14 protein-coding genes and 1 pseudogene are annotated in these 13382 nt (G+C 26.3%); 2 read left to right on the top strand and 13 right to left on the bottom strand.

Annotated elements, in window-relative coordinates; genetic code table 11:
• Positions 1-62: 62 nt before the first annotated feature.
• The 8 genes from CINS_RS03560 to ybeY form a co-directional block, all read right to left on the bottom strand.
• Positions 63-1223 (bottom strand): molybdopterin molybdotransferase MoeA, encoded by a 1161-nt coding sequence (locus CINS_RS03560; RefSeq protein WP_039649904.1) that lies wholly within the window; start codon positions 1221-1223, stop codon positions 63-65.
• Positions 1220-2476, bottom strand: a complete 1257-nt coding sequence (gene murA / locus CINS_RS03555; protein ID WP_039649902.1) for a UDP-N-acetylglucosamine 1-carboxyvinyltransferase — start codon at positions 2474-2476, stop codon at positions 1220-1222. Before murA ends, CINS_RS03560 begins: the two co-directional genes overlap by 4 nt.
• Positions 2477-2587: 111 nt before the next feature.
• Positions 2588-3655, bottom strand: a complete 1068-nt coding sequence (locus tag CINS_RS03550; RefSeq protein WP_039649900.1) for an integrase/recombinase — start codon at positions 3653-3655, stop codon at positions 2588-2590.
• Positions 3656-3662: 7 nt separating this feature from the next.
• Complete coding sequence (locus tag CINS_RS03545) at positions 3663-4340, bottom strand: aspartate/glutamate racemase family protein (RefSeq protein ID WP_039649898.1); 678 nt, start codon at positions 4338-4340, stop codon at positions 3663-3665.
• A 427-nt stretch (positions 4341-4767) separates the two neighbouring features.
• On the bottom strand, positions 4768-5256 hold the full coding sequence (locus CINS_RS03540; protein ID WP_039649897.1) for a phosphohistidine phosphatase: 489 nt from the start codon (positions 5254-5256) through the stop codon (positions 4768-4770).
• Positions 5253-5783 (bottom strand): rhomboid family intramembrane serine protease, encoded by a 531-nt coding sequence (locus CINS_RS03535; RefSeq protein ID WP_039649895.1) that lies wholly within the window; start codon positions 5781-5783, stop codon positions 5253-5255. The genes CINS_RS03540 and CINS_RS03535 overlap by 4 nt, the downstream gene beginning before the upstream one ends.
• Positions 5784-5948: 165 nt before the next feature.
• The gene (locus CINS_RS03530; RefSeq protein ID WP_039649894.1) at positions 5949-6899 is read right to left on the bottom strand and encodes an RsiV family protein; all 951 of its coding nucleotides are present in this window, start codon (positions 6897-6899) and stop codon (positions 5949-5951) included.
• Positions 6900-6901: 2 nt separating this feature from the next.
• Positions 6902-7315: an rRNA maturation RNase YbeY gene (gene ybeY, locus CINS_RS03525; protein WP_039649892.1), complete on the bottom strand. Its 414-nt coding sequence runs from the start codon at positions 7313-7315 to the stop codon at positions 6902-6904.
• Positions 7316-7371: 56 nt separating this feature from the next.
• On the opposite strand from ybeY, the gene queC reads away from it, so the two are divergent.
• Positions 7372-8037 (top strand): 7-cyano-7-deazaguanine synthase QueC, encoded by a 666-nt coding sequence (gene queC, locus CINS_RS03520; protein WP_039649890.1) that lies wholly within the window; start codon positions 7372-7374, stop codon positions 8035-8037.
• 62 nt (positions 8038-8099) lie between these two features.
• The gene (locus CINS_RS03515) at positions 8100-8672 is read left to right on the top strand and encodes a YceI family protein (RefSeq protein ID WP_039649888.1); all 573 of its coding nucleotides are present in this window, start codon (positions 8100-8102) and stop codon (positions 8670-8672) included.
• 31 nt (positions 8673-8703) lie between these two features.
• On the opposite strand, the pseudogene CINS_RS08020 reads toward CINS_RS03515, so the two are convergent.
• From CINS_RS08020 to CINS_RS03490, 5 genes and pseudogenes are all read right to left on the bottom strand, one after another.
• Positions 8704-9388, bottom strand: a pseudogene (locus tag CINS_RS08020) (extracellular solute-binding protein).
• Positions 9389-9490: 102 nt separating this feature from the next.
• Positions 9491-10432, bottom strand: a complete 942-nt coding sequence (locus CINS_RS03505) for a hypothetical protein (protein ID WP_039649887.1) — start codon at positions 10430-10432, stop codon at positions 9491-9493.
• A gap of 1 nt (position 10433) precedes the next feature.
• Positions 10434-12317 (bottom strand): methionine--tRNA ligase, encoded by a 1884-nt coding sequence (metG, locus tag CINS_RS03500; RefSeq protein WP_039649884.1) that lies wholly within the window; start codon positions 12315-12317, stop codon positions 10434-10436.
• A 15-nt stretch (positions 12318-12332) separates the two neighbouring features.
• A complete protein-coding gene (locus CINS_RS03495; RefSeq protein ID WP_039649883.1) occupies positions 12333-12527 on the bottom strand; it encodes a hypothetical protein in 195 nt (64 codons plus the stop codon).
• Positions 12527-13375 carry a class 1 fructose-bisphosphatase gene (locus tag CINS_RS03490; RefSeq protein ID WP_039649880.1) on the bottom strand — a complete coding sequence of 283 codons (849 nt, stop codon included), beginning with the start codon at positions 13373-13375 and terminating at the stop codon, positions 12527-12529. Before CINS_RS03490 ends, CINS_RS03495 begins: the two co-directional genes overlap by 1 nt.
• Between the last annotated feature and the right edge of the window lie 7 nt (positions 13376-13382).

Here is a 13382-nt window from a genome sequence, read left to right as displayed (position 1 = left end):
TTTCTCTTTATGATTTTAATTTTTTACTAAAATAAAAAATTTCAATGTCTATTGATTAAGAATTAAATTCTTAAAATTTTAATTTCTTGTCCTTTTGAAATTTCTAATTCACCTTCTTTACTTATAAAAATGTATGAATTTTCATACAATGGCTTTATCATACCTGAACCAAATTTAGTTTTACTTGGCATAAAATATCCATTTGTAAATTTTCCAAAAGCAAAATCATTTCTTTGACCTTTAAATTTCAACTCATTTGCTAATTTTGCTGTATCAAAACATATTAAATCTTGCCCATAGAGTAAATTGAGTATATTTTTAGCAAAAATATGAGTGGATATTAAAGATGCTAACGGATTTCCTGGTAAAACTAAAAACAAGATTCCTTTTTTATTAAAAAGCTTAACATGTTTACATAATTTAGCATTTACTTTCTCAAATATAGGAACAAAACCACTCTCAATTAAAGCCTGTTTACTAAAATCAGCTTCACCAACACTAGCACCACCACTGCTTATAAATAAATCAATTTTTTCATATTTCAAAATTTCCTTAAAAGCATTAATATTATCTTGTATCAATCCTAAATACTTTACTTCTGCATTATCTTGTAAAATAGAATAAATTCCAAAAGCATTAGCGTTGTATATATTATCATCATTGGCTTTTTCCCAAGGCTCAACAAGCTCATTCCCGCTAGAAAAAATTCCTACTTGAATTTTTTTAATCACCTTTATTTTATAAATTCCTTGTGCTGCCAACATTGCTACAATACCCGAAGTAATCTTAGTACCTTTTTTAAATAAAAAATTTCCTTCTTTTGCTTCTTCACCTTTAAAACGAATAGCGTTGTTTTGCTTTGCTTTTTTAGCATTTAATTTTCCATTTTCTATCAATGCTTCTTCAAACATCAAAATTGTATTTGCATTTTGTGGAATTTTAGCACCCGTCATAATTTTATAACATTCATTTTTTTCTATGATATATTTTTCACTATCACCAGCTAAAATACTTCCTTTTATCTTAAGTAAATTATCTTTATCTTGATAATCTAAAGCATATCCATCTAATGCTGAATTATCAAATGCGGGTAAATTTTTTTTAACCAAGACATCTTCAAAAATAATACGACCCAAAGCATGAGTAAGCTCAACAATCTCAAATTCATCTTTTGCTTTTATATGTTCTTTTAAGTATTCTATAGTAGCAAATATATCTCTCATTCTTCTAACCTTCGTATTTGAGCACCTAAAAATTTAAATTTTTCCTCTAATTTTTCATAACCTCTATCTAAATGATAAATTCTATGAATTTTACTCGTACCTTTTGCAGCTAAAGCTGCCAAAATAAGCGCCGATGAAGCACGTAAATCTGTGGCCATTACATCAGCGCCAAAGAGTTCTTTTGTGCCATTTATAGTGGCAATATGCCCATTTAGTCTTATATCAGCTCCCATCCTCAAAAGTTCACTTACATGCATAAAACGATTTTCAAACAATCTTTCATCTATAATGCTAGTACCTTCAGCTTTTAAAGCCAAAGCCATAAATTGTGCTTGCATATCAGTTGGAAATCCTGGATACTCGCTAGTTAAAATCTCTACAGGCTTTATTTTTTTCGCAGGATTGATACTAATATTATCTTTATCAATATCAAAACTAAAACCCATTTGTTCTAATTTTGCCAACACAGCGCTTAAATGAGAAGAGTTAACTTTTTTCAAAGTAATTTTTGAATTTGTAATAGCTCCAGCACAAAGATAAGTTCCTGCTTCAATGCGATCAGGTATAATAGAAAATGGCTTAAATTCAATTAATTGACCATCAGTTCCATAGATTTCTAATTCATCTGTTCCTATACCTTTTATGTCTAAATTAGCACTTTTTAATACTTCACAAAGTTGAACCACTTCAGGCTCTTTTGCTACGTTTAAAAGTCTTGTTTTTCCTTGTGCTAATGCAGCTGCCATGATAATATTCTCACTACCTGTAACTGTGATCTTATCAAACATTATATCAGCACCTTTTAAACTACCATTTGCGACTACATATCCTTGTTTTATCTCTATATTAGCTCCCATTTTTTCTAAAGCTAAAAGATGTAAATCTATTGGTCTTTGTCCTATAGCACAACCTCCTGGTAAAGAAACCTCACAATTTCCAAATCTTGCCAGCAAAGGTCCCAATGTAAGTATAGAAGCACGCATTTTTCGCACTATATCGTATTTTGCAATAGTTTTACTTAGATTACTAGTATCAATATTTGCCTGATTATTTTTAAAAACATAACTTGCTCCTAAATTTTCAAGCAGAGAAAGTAGGGTACAAACATCTGCCACATTGGGTAAATTTGAAATTTTTACCTCATTTTTTGCTAAAATACTTGAAGCAATCAAAGGTAAAGCAGCATTTTTAGCACCGCTAATTATCACTTCTCCATTTAATTTTTTAACACCATCTATCTCTAAATAAGTCATCAATTTTCCTTAGAATGCAACACAAAAATAAATGAAATTATTATATAAAATTATTTTTATATTATAGTTAATTTTTTCGCAGTCTCTTTGTATTCATAAATATCATTTAAACTATCTTCTATCATGAAGTTTTTTAGCTACTTCTGCAGCAAGTTTTAATTTTTCATTATCAAAATGTGTATAAATTCTTGAAGTATTTAAGCTAGCATGCCCTAAAGCTTCTTGCACCAAAACCAAATCTTTTTGTTGCTTGTAGAGTAGGGTAGCAAAAGTATGTCTTAACATATGAGCTCCATTTTTTTGTTTACGAATACCGGCTTTAAATAAAATTTGTTCTACTATACGTGAAACATAAGCTTGTGTTAAAGCTTTCGCATTACGATTTACAAATAAAAGTCCATCTTGTGATAGGTAGTTTACTTTTACATTTTTTAAAAGATCTTCAATTAATTCTTTTTTTATCATAACAACACGATATTTATTACCTTTACCTCTAATACGAATAATATATAAGTCATTTTCCTCGCTTATATCTTTTAATTTTATATTTATAGCTTCTCCAACACGAATACCAGTAAAAATAATAATTTTAATAATCAAACGATTGCGAATAGTATTATTTTTAAAATCCATTTCATCAATTGCATTTAAAAATTTACTAACTTCTTCTTCGCTCATATATTCTGGCAATTTTACACCTCTTAAACCACTAATACCACCCCAATTTTTAAGATTTATATCAAATACATGGGATTTATTATTTTCTTCATTTTGTTTGTCTAAAAAATCAAAAAAATTAATTACTGCAATACGATAGTTCTTTTTACTCGCATCAGATAAAGAAGCGCTTATACTTGCTAAAATTTCTACCAATAACTCTTCATCAATCTGCTTTAAAGAATAAAGTTTATACAATATTAAATATTCAAAAAGTTTTTTTAGGGGATTAAAATAAGTATTAACTCCACTAAGTCCTATATTTCTAGCTTTTTTAACATAAGCATCAAGCTCTTGTATATTTTTTACACCTCTACTTAAATTTAAATTTACAAAAGCAAGAGCTTGTGGGTCTTTTAATTCTTTGTTAGATAAAGAATTAAGCTTAAATTTTACATACTTACAAAGCCAAAATAAAAAAGACTTTTCAAAAGTTTCTTCACAATCTAATGGATATTTCATTATTTTTTTATTCCAAAGCTTTTAATGCTGCCATTTTTGCATGGATATAAGCACTATCAAAAAGCTTTTTAGAACTTTTTTCTATAATTAATCCAAGTTCTGTACAACCAAGTATAACACCTTGTATTTGTGGAAATTTAGAAATTAAATTATCAAAATATACTCTTGATTTTTCCTCTATTTTACCCTTGCAAAGTTCATTAAAAATGATATCATTAACTTGACACATTTCTTCATTAGATGGTGTAAAAACTTTTATTCCAGATTTTTCCAAAAGTTCTTTATAAAATTTTTCACTCATAGTGTATTTAGTTCCCAATAATAAAACTTGATCAACATTTTCCTTTTGAAGTTCTAGGATAACTGCTTGAGTTATATGGAAAATAGGTGTTTTTACACTTTTTTGAATTTCATCAAAACATTTATGCATGGTATTTGTACAAATTAAAATAAAATCAACTCCACATTTTTCTAAAAGTAGGGCTTGGTTAGTCAAGATTTCATTTGCTTTTTTCCAATTATCACTACATTGACACTCTACAATTTCTTCAAAATCAAGACTACTTAATACAAGTTTTGCACTATGTAATTTTCCTAATTTTTCACTGATGATTTTATTAATAATCTTATAATAACTAAGTGTACTTTCATAACTCATACCACCAATTAAGCCTATCGTTTTCAATCTTGCTCCTAAGAATTTTAATAATTAAAAAGATTATAAAAGAATCTTACTTAAAAAATATCTAAAAAAATATCTAACTATTATTTTTACACCAATTTTTAAAATAAAAAAATATTTTAAATTAAACTTAATAAATATGTATTTTTATATGATAAATATTAAAATTATAATATATTATGTATTTTATATTGAAAACTATAATTTTCAAACTTTTTTATTTTAGTACACTATCATATATATGTATATGGTTAAAATATCTTATATATAGCATTTTAATGAGATTTATGTTTTGTGTGATATTAATTTATCCACAAAAAAATTACAAAAATAATTTTTAAAATATTTTTATGAATTGTATGAGTTTTTGTAGAAATAACAAATAAATATTTATATTAAGTTTAAATTTATTTTTATTTAGATCGATATTTTATTCGTTTTGACTTTTAGGAAAATCAAAAAATATTAATTCTCCACTTTGTTCTTTAATGTGTTCAAAAGAATCAATGTTAAATTTTAAACATATTATGGATGATGTTGGAAAATTCTCTAAATCAATACATGCAAGATATTCACATATTTTAATAATCATAGATTTATGCATAACAAACACTACCCTATTCTCTTTGATTTTACTTATATAATTTAGTATTTCTTCCATTTTACCTTCATATAAGCTTTTTTCTATCCATATATCTTTTTCTTTTATATCAAAATACTTACAGAGCTTTTGAGCAGTTTTAATACATCTTTTAGCTGGAGATGAAAACATATATTCAGCTTTAAAATTTAATTTTTGTAGCCGATTAGACATTATCTTTAAATCTTCTTTTCCACTTGAACTTAAATCTCTTTGTAAATCTTCAATCTCAGAATCTTTTTGAGCTTTTGCATTTCTTATAAAATAAATAAATTTCATTTAATAACCCTAAATTTGGCCAACATATAACCACACACAAAACCAAATATATGTGCATACCAAGCTATTTTTATGCCCATTATGATTGGAGCAAAACTCATAAGTAAAATTGCCACCAACAATCCTTTAGCGGCATGTTTGTTTATAAATGCATAATAACCCATTAAGACACAGATAGCTCCACTAGCACCAACAATATTAACAAAAGTACCATCAAAACTTAAATAGATATAAAAAATACTTAGTAAGGAACATATCATTCCACCTACTAAATATAAAAATAAAAATTTGAGACTACCTAAAAATTTTTCTAAAATTAAACCAAATTGATATAAAACTATCATATTTAAAATCAAATGCGTCCAATTTCCGTGCATAAATATCGAAGTTAATATTTGCCAAAGATATTCTTGAAAGAAGAATAAATTTAATCCTAAAATAACATTAAAATTTAAAGAAGAAAAATTCAAATAATTCACACATATAAATATCAAACAATTTAACGCTATTAAAAATGAAGTTATCATATTTATCACTTGTTCTTAAATTTTGCATATATTACTTTTAGCATCTTAATATCGACAAAAAATAAATTAAAATAAAGATAAATAATATTTTTTAATGTTTTAAGTGTTAGTAAAAATTGATAAAGAGTGTTTATTATACTCATTGCAGCAATAATTTGAGCTTTATTATAAGCTCAAATATGCTAGTTTAGATTTAGATCTCCAATAAGGTTTTAATTCTTCATAAGAAACAAAAAGCTCAATTGCACCACTAGAATAAGGTCCTATTTCATAAGGTTCCCATATAAGTATTAAACCATTTTGTCTCACTTCAAATTTTTCACTTGGTTTAATCTCATCAATATTAAAAAAATCGCTTTCTTCATGCTCTTTAAGTAATTTTGTTTTAATCATATTAACAAATTGATCATTTTCTATTTTTAACTCATTTTTTAAATTGATCAATTTCATACTATCGATATCATAAGTTTTTCTTTGCATGCTATTCATTCCATGAGCACCACCTTCATAAATATAGGTATTTTTTCCTAAAGAAATTATTTTTTTATCATAATAAAATATAAAACTTTGACTTAAATTCTCATAGAAAATCTCAGCATCATTTTTCCATTTTTTATGTATTTGCATAATTTTATCTTTTAAAGATTTTTTATCTAAATTTTGATTAAAATCATCTACAATTCTTTGTAATTTTCTATCTTTACTTTCAATCTTTAATAAATCATCAACAAAATCAAATTCAATTACCTTATCTGGACTTACTTGTAATTTATCTTTTAAAGACAATTGAATAATTTCTGCTTTAAAATCATCTTTTTTAAGGATAGTCTCTTCATCTTTACACAAAATACTAAAATCATTATTTTTTATATTTTTTATTAAGCAAGAACCTTTATTATAAATATCTATAGAATATTCATTTTTGTTTACATTACCTAAGAAATTACGACTACCATTGTTATTTTCAACAAAGCCATAACTTGTATTATCCTTTTGCGAACTATATAAAGAAATATTCAACCCCTTTGCTTTTAACACTTGAACATTAAAAATATTTTCTTCATAAGCTAAAGCACCAATGCACAAAGCAAAATTTACAATTAATTTTTTAACCATTTTTATTCCCCTTTTTGTGTTCTGACAATAAGACTTTGTGGAAGATTAAAAAAATCAATCCATTCTTTTTCTTTTTCTCTCATTTCTCCTTGATCTACTTCATGATCATAACCTAATAAATGAAGCATACCATGAATGAACAACAATGCCATTTCTTCATTTTCAGAATGTCTAAATTTAAAAGCTTTACTTTTAACTTCATCAAGATTAATTACTATAGAGCCTAGTAAATTTTGAAAATTTTTTTCCAAAGGAAAAGATAATACATCAGTACTTTTATCTATTTTTCTTTGCTCAAGATTAATCCTACGCATCATTGTTTTATCTACAAAAACAAGTTCCACATCAGCACAACTCATATTTGTAGCGATTTTTTCAAGAAAAGAAATATCGATTTTTTCTTCGCAAAAAATCATCATTATCCTTTGAATTTTATAATTTCAATTATATCAAAATTTTTAAAGGAACTGTAATGAAAAAAGCTTTATGTATAATAAGTGGGGGAATGGATAGTACGCTTTGTGCATATTTAGCTAAAAAGGAAGGTTATGAAATAATCGCTTTACATTTTGATTATAACCAAAGAACTATGCTTAAAGAAAGAGAATGTTTTGAGAAAATATGTAAAGAGTTAAAAATTAAAAATAAATATATTTTAAATGTTTCTTTTATATCAGATATAGGAGGAAATTCTTTGACAGATCCAACTCTAGATATTCCAAAAAATAGTCTTCACAAAAATAATATTCCTAATACTTACGTGCCTTTTAGAAATGGAATTTTTCTTTCTATTGCAGGTGCTATTGCTGAAAAAGAAAAATGCGAAAGTATATTTATAGGTGTTGTTCAAGAAGATAGTAGTGGATATCCTGATTGCTCTGAAAAATTCATACAAAACGCAACTAATTTTATAAATAGTGGAACTAATCCTGATTTTAAAACTCAGCTAAAAACTCCTTTAATTCATCTAAACAAAGCTCAAATAGTATCATTAGCCATAGAAGAAAATGTTGCTTTACAATATACATGGTCTTGTTATGAAAGAGAAGATAAAGCTTGCGGAAAATGTGATAGTTGCTTACTAAGACTAAAAGGATTTGAACAAATCAAAAGAAAAGATATGATAGATTATATTTAATAAATTTATCTTTTATTTACCTTAATTTGTATAATTAAACTAAAATTTTATAAGGAAGTATAATGAAAAGAATACTAATTGGTTCATTGGTTTTTGCAACTCTTTTAAGTAATGCATCTTTAGCAAAGGAATTTATTATTGATCAAGCTCATTCTAACGTTGGATTTAAAATTAAACATTTGCAAATTAGCAATGTAAATGGAAATTTTAAAACTTATAATGCAAACATTGATTTTGATAACAAAGAAATGAAATTTAATAAATTAGAGGCAAAAATAAATGTTACTTCTATAAATACAGAAAATAAAGCAAGAGATACTCATTTGCTACAAAGTGATTTTTTTAATGCAAAAACATACCCGGAAATGACTTTTACTATGAATAAATATGAAAAAATATCAAATGAAAAAGGTAAAATGCATGGAAGTTTAAATATTGCAGGAATTTCAAAAGATATTGTTTTAGATACAGAAATTGGTGGAGTTATTAAAACAGACAAAGGAAAAGAAAAAGCTGGATTTAACTTACAAGGAGAAATAAAAAGAAGTGATTTCAAATTTGCACCAAACACTCCTACCCTAACACTTTCTGATGAAATTCGAATCAATATAGAAATTGAAATGAATGAAAAATAATTAATTTCACAAGCTTAAAGCTTGTGAAAAGTTATCTTTTTATCCACTCTTCTTCTCTCCAAATTTTTTGCATATCTTTACTTTTAACAAATTCAATAAACTTAGTCACATTAGAATTTTTTAGACCTTTGGTCGTAGGAACCTCAGCTGCTCTATAAATTACAAAATTTTTATCAGCTTGTATAAATTTGTTTTCTTTTTCACCCACTGCTTTAATCCAATGTGTCCAAATAATTAAAGCATCTATATTCTGATTAGTTTTCCATTCATCAACAGCTGCTTTTGAATTCTTTGCGTACACTTTAATATTTTTTCTTAACTTCTCTAAATTCTCAACAGATCCGGTTTTCAAAGCCATATCCTCATAAAGACCAACCTGCCCTGCTCCATCAACAACCATTACATTAACACCTTCTTTAAAGAGATCTTTAAAAGTCTTAATATTTTTAGGATTATCTGATCTTACAATAACCCCTGAAGCCCTAGCATTTAAACTTCTATATCATCTACTTTAATTTGTTCAGGTAAAGCTTTAATAAAACCATCCATCATAGAAGTATTTCCAGAAAAAATTATATCTGCATCTTTTTTAGCCTTATCTATCCATTTAGAAGTCGGACCTGCTACGATGGTAACTTTTTCACCGGTTTTTTCTTCAAATTTTGTAGCTATTTTTTTAAAACAGGAGCTGGTCCACCAGGTCCATAAACCAATATTTAAGCATTTAAAGCAATTGCCGCAAATAAACTTAAACACAATATTTTTTTCATTTTTTTCCTTAATTAATAAATTGACTTGAAAAATATACACACTTAAAGTTAATCAAATAAAGATTTTTCATTTATTTTTGGTAAAAAAATATTTAAAAAGTCTTCATTGCTATCACAAATAAAACAGTATTTAAAATCAAAAAATTTTTTTAAATTATTTAAATCTGTATATGAAAAATCACAAAAGAGGGAATTTTTCAAAGCTATTTTAAAATCTTTTAAATTTTTAATTTGCTGTGTGATGAATTCAAAATGTTTTTCATCTTCTACCAAAAATATAACTCTAGAACTTGCCCCAAAATGACAAATTTCATTCTTATTATCTAAAAAATATACTTTAAAAAGCTCTAACTTCTTATCATTAAAAGAGAATGGTAACTTATATTCTTCTATAAAAGAAATAAAACTAGCAAAAATACCAGCATAAAAGAATGCAAATTTCAAATCTTTAAAATACAAATTCTTACAAAGCAAACTTGTATACAATAATGATTTTTTGCCGAGTAATTCATATGAATCTTGTTTCAAAGAAAGATAATTTGAAGTTAAATTTAAAATATACTCTTTATTATAAGAACAAAATAAAGTGTTGTCTTTAGAATTTTTTAAATTATCAAAATCCAAAAAAATATCTCCATACAATATTTTAAATCCAAATCCTTTAGCAAATTGAATTTCTATATTGGAACAATATAAAAATTTATAAGATTTTTCTTGAGCTAAAAATCTAAAAAATCTTAAAATAGTTTTCTCTAAATCAAACACTCTAAGATAAAAAACTTCATTATCTCTAATATTTAAGTCTTCTTCAAAAACAACAACATAAGCTCCAGCTTCTATAGCATAATCTGCTTGCTCTTGACTTTTAGCAAAAAAAACACTTGCTCGTTTAACTTTCTTTACATCAATACAAAAATCATATACACTAGAAGTAGCGCCATAATTTAAAATCTCCGCATTAATTAATTCGCAAAAATTAGAAATATTCATATTATCCTATTAATGCACCATTTGCGATAAAATTTTGTGGTGTAATTAAAACCAATTTTTCATCTTTTTGTGCACTTAAAATCATACCTTGACTTTCATATCCAAAAATTTTAGCTTTTTTAAGATTTGTAATCACACAAACTTGCTTACCAATTAATTCTTCTGTCTTATAAAATTTAGCAATACCAGAAAGAACCTGTCTTATTTCTCCATTTTCGAGCTCAAGTTGGAATTTTAAAAGCTTATCACTACCTTCTACCTTTTCACACGCTTTCACCAAAGCAACCTTAATCTCAATTTTCTTAAAGTCGTCAATTTTAATTTGAGTTAAACTTGATATTTTTTCATTTTCTTTTCTATCTATTTCCTGTTTTAATTCTATTTTAGGAAATAAAACTTCACAAGTTTTTGTTTGAAAATCTATAATTTTATCTTGCTTAATTAATTCTTGATAATCCGAAGTAGAAATTGAAAAATTCATAGCTTGAGCTATTTTATTCGAAGTTTTTGGCATAACCACAGAAAGTAAAATTGTAACTTTAGCTAAAATATTAGCACATAAAGCAACCAATGCATTTGCTTTTTTAACTTCTTGATTTTTTATTAAATTCCAAGGTTCATATTTACTAACACTTGAATTTGCTAAAGATAAGGCTTTAAAAAGTTCTTCTAAAAATTTATTAGGTTGGATACTTTCTAGAGCCTCTATAGCATTTTCTATATATACTTTACATTCTTGAATTTCTTCTGTGAAAAATTCCATTATATTTTCTGATTTAATTATGTTATTGGAATATTTTGCACTCATTCCAATAATTCTATTTAATAAATTTCCTAATTCATTACTTAATTCTGCATTAATTCTTGTAATCAAAGCTTTGTCACTAAAATCACCATCATTACCAAAAGGAATTTCTCTTAATAAAAAATATCTAAAACTTTCCAAACCAAAAGTTTCTGCTACCTCTTTTGGAGATACAACATTTCCTTTTGATTTACTCATTTTTTCTCCATCTTTAGTCCACCAACCATGCGCGGCAATAAATTTTGGCAATGGAAGTTCTAAGCTCATTAAAAAAGCAGGCCAATAGATAGCATGAAAACGCAAAATATCTTTACCTACAAAATGTATATAAGCTGGCCAAAAATCCATTTTTTCTTCATTAAGACCGTAACCTAAGGCACTCACATAATTCATAAGAGCATCAAGCCATACATAAATTACATGTTTTTCGTCATTTAATTCCTTTGGTAGTTTTATACCCCATTCAAAACTAGTTCTAGTAATAGAAAGATCTTTTAAGCCATTTTCAACAAAATTAATCAACTCATTGGCTTTGTTTTTTGGCATAATTGGCTCTTGCTCTTTATACCATCGTAAAATCTTATCTTGATATTTTGATAATCTAAAAAAATAACTTTCTTCTTTTAAAAGCTCCGTTTTTTTGCCACAATCAGGACAATTACACTCGTTAATAAGCTGAGTTTGGGTAAAATAGCTTTCACAAGACATACAATAAAATCCCTCATAAGTCCCTTTATAAATATCACCTTTGTCAAACATTTTCTTAAAAGCTTTTTGAACACTTAATTTATGATTTTCATCCGTAGTTCTTATAAACTGATCATAAGAAATTTCAAATTCATCCCAAAGATTTTTAAATTTAGCGCTTATTTCATTTGCATATTCTCTAGGAGTAAATTGTCTTAATTTAGCTGATTGCTCAATTTTTTGCCCATGCTCATCAGTGCCTGTTAAAAAATAAGTTTTATGACCTTTTAAACGATAAAATCTTGCAAATACATCAGCTATGATGGTAGTATAAGCATGACCTATATGTGCAACATCGTTTACATAATATATAGGAGTAGTAATATAACGCATTTAAACCTTTCTTAATTAAAAATCAAATCCACCTTCTTTACCCTTAGACATACTTTTATAAACTGCTTCAACATATTCTTTTCTCAAAGAACATTCAAAAATCATCGAACAAGGTAAACAAGATTTTAAATTTTTACGAGCTTGACAAGCGCATAATTCTTTCTTTTTAAGATCTAATATTTGTTCGAATTCGTCTTTTGTTTCAGACATTAAAGACCTTTATACACTTGTTTTAATTTTTCAATTTCATATTTTGAACCTAAGAAGCATGGAGTATTAGCATGAATTTTATCAAATTCTAAATCCAACAAAGAATTGTTTTTTCCATCACTAGAAAATCCATTTGCTTTTTCGAAAATAAATGCAAAAGGGAAAACTTCAAAATAAGCTCTTAATTTTCCATTAGGTGCATCACTTGTAGAAGGATATGAAAACAAACCTCCACCTTTTAGTAAAATTTGATGTAAATCGCTTACCATAGCACCAGAATATCTCAAGCGATATCCCTCATCAAATAATGATTTTATAAAATTTCTATGGATATTTGACCAATTCTTTTGCGTCCCGCCACTTGCATTAATTTTCCCTTTTTCGCTTAAAATCAAATCTTTTACAAAAACAAACTCATTATTTTGATTAAGTCTATATAATTTAGGTATATCAATACACACAACAAGCTCCAAACGAACTCCATAAATAGCATAAACTGATGCTTTTAATTGTTTTGCTTTTGCTTCATTTTTATAAATAGCAAAAATTGACCCTATAGAAAAATTCACATCAACCAAGGAAGAACCATCTAAAGGATCGTATGCAACCACGTATTCTTCATTTTCATTAAGTAACATTTGCTCTTGCTTTTCTTCGCTAATAAGACTTTTTATACCTTTTGCTTGTTTTAAAAATTTTGTAATGATTTCATCACTTTTAACATCAAGTTTAAGCTGTGTATCGCCTGTTGCATTTTGTGAAGTAGTATAATCAAAATCTTTTAAATATCTTAATTCTTGCGAAATTTCTATTATAGCCTTTTGTATATTTTGGATTATCTCTTGCATTATTTCT

The sequence above is a fragment of the Campylobacter insulaenigrae NCTC 12927 genome (assembly GCF_000816185.1).
In the GTDB taxonomy this organism is placed as follows: domain Bacteria; phylum Campylobacterota; class Campylobacteria; order Campylobacterales; family Campylobacteraceae; genus Campylobacter_D; species Campylobacter_D insulaenigrae.
This window is presented reverse-complemented; position numbering and strand designations above follow the sequence as displayed.

What these genes read in the sequence shown, in the direction of transcription:
- metG (WP_039649884.1), bottom strand. Translation starts at nt 12,317, where the DNA reads ATGCGTTATATTACTACTCCTATATATTATGTAAACGATGTTGCACAT.
- murA (WP_039649902.1), bottom strand. Translation starts at nt 2,476, where the DNA reads ATGACTTATTTAGAGATAGATGGTGTTAAAAAATTAAATGGAGAAGTG.
- queC (WP_039649890.1), top strand. Translation starts at nt 7,372, where the DNA reads ATGAAAAAAGCTTTATGTATAATAAGTGGGGGAATGGATAGTACGCTT.
- CINS_RS03505 (WP_039649887.1), bottom strand. Translation starts at nt 10,432, where the DNA reads ATGAATATTTCTAATTTTTGCGAATTAATTAATGCGGAGATTTTAAAT.
- CINS_RS03515 (WP_039649888.1), top strand. Translation starts at nt 8,100, where the DNA reads ATGAAAAGAATACTAATTGGTTCATTGGTTTTTGCAACTCTTTTAAGT.
- CINS_RS03535 (WP_039649895.1), bottom strand. Translation starts at nt 5,783, where the DNA reads ATGATAACTTCATTTTTAATAGCGTTAAATTGTTTGATATTTATATGT.
- CINS_RS03550 (WP_039649900.1), bottom strand. Translation starts at nt 3,655, where the DNA reads ATGAAATATCCATTAGATTGTGAAGAAACTTTTGAAAAGTCTTTTTTA.
- CINS_RS03530 (WP_039649894.1), bottom strand. Translation starts at nt 6,899, where the DNA reads ATGGTTAAAAAATTAATTGTAAATTTTGCTTTGTGCATTGGTGCTTTA.
- ybeY (WP_039649892.1), bottom strand. Translation starts at nt 7,315, where the DNA reads ATGATTTTTTGCGAAGAAAAAATCGATATTTCTTTTCTTGAAAAAATC.
- CINS_RS03495 (WP_039649883.1), bottom strand. Translation starts at nt 12,527, where the DNA reads ATGTCTGAAACAAAAGACGAATTCGAACAAATATTAGATCTTAAAAAG.
- CINS_RS03490 (WP_039649880.1), bottom strand. Translation starts at nt 13,375, where the DNA reads ATGCAAGAGATAATCCAAAATATACAAAAGGCTATAATAGAAATTTCG.
- CINS_RS03560 (WP_039649904.1), bottom strand. Translation starts at nt 1,223, where the DNA reads ATGAGAGATATATTTGCTACTATAGAATACTTAAAAGAACATATAAAA.
- CINS_RS03540 (WP_039649897.1), bottom strand. Translation starts at nt 5,256, where the DNA reads ATGAAATTTATTTATTTTATAAGAAATGCAAAAGCTCAAAAAGATTCT.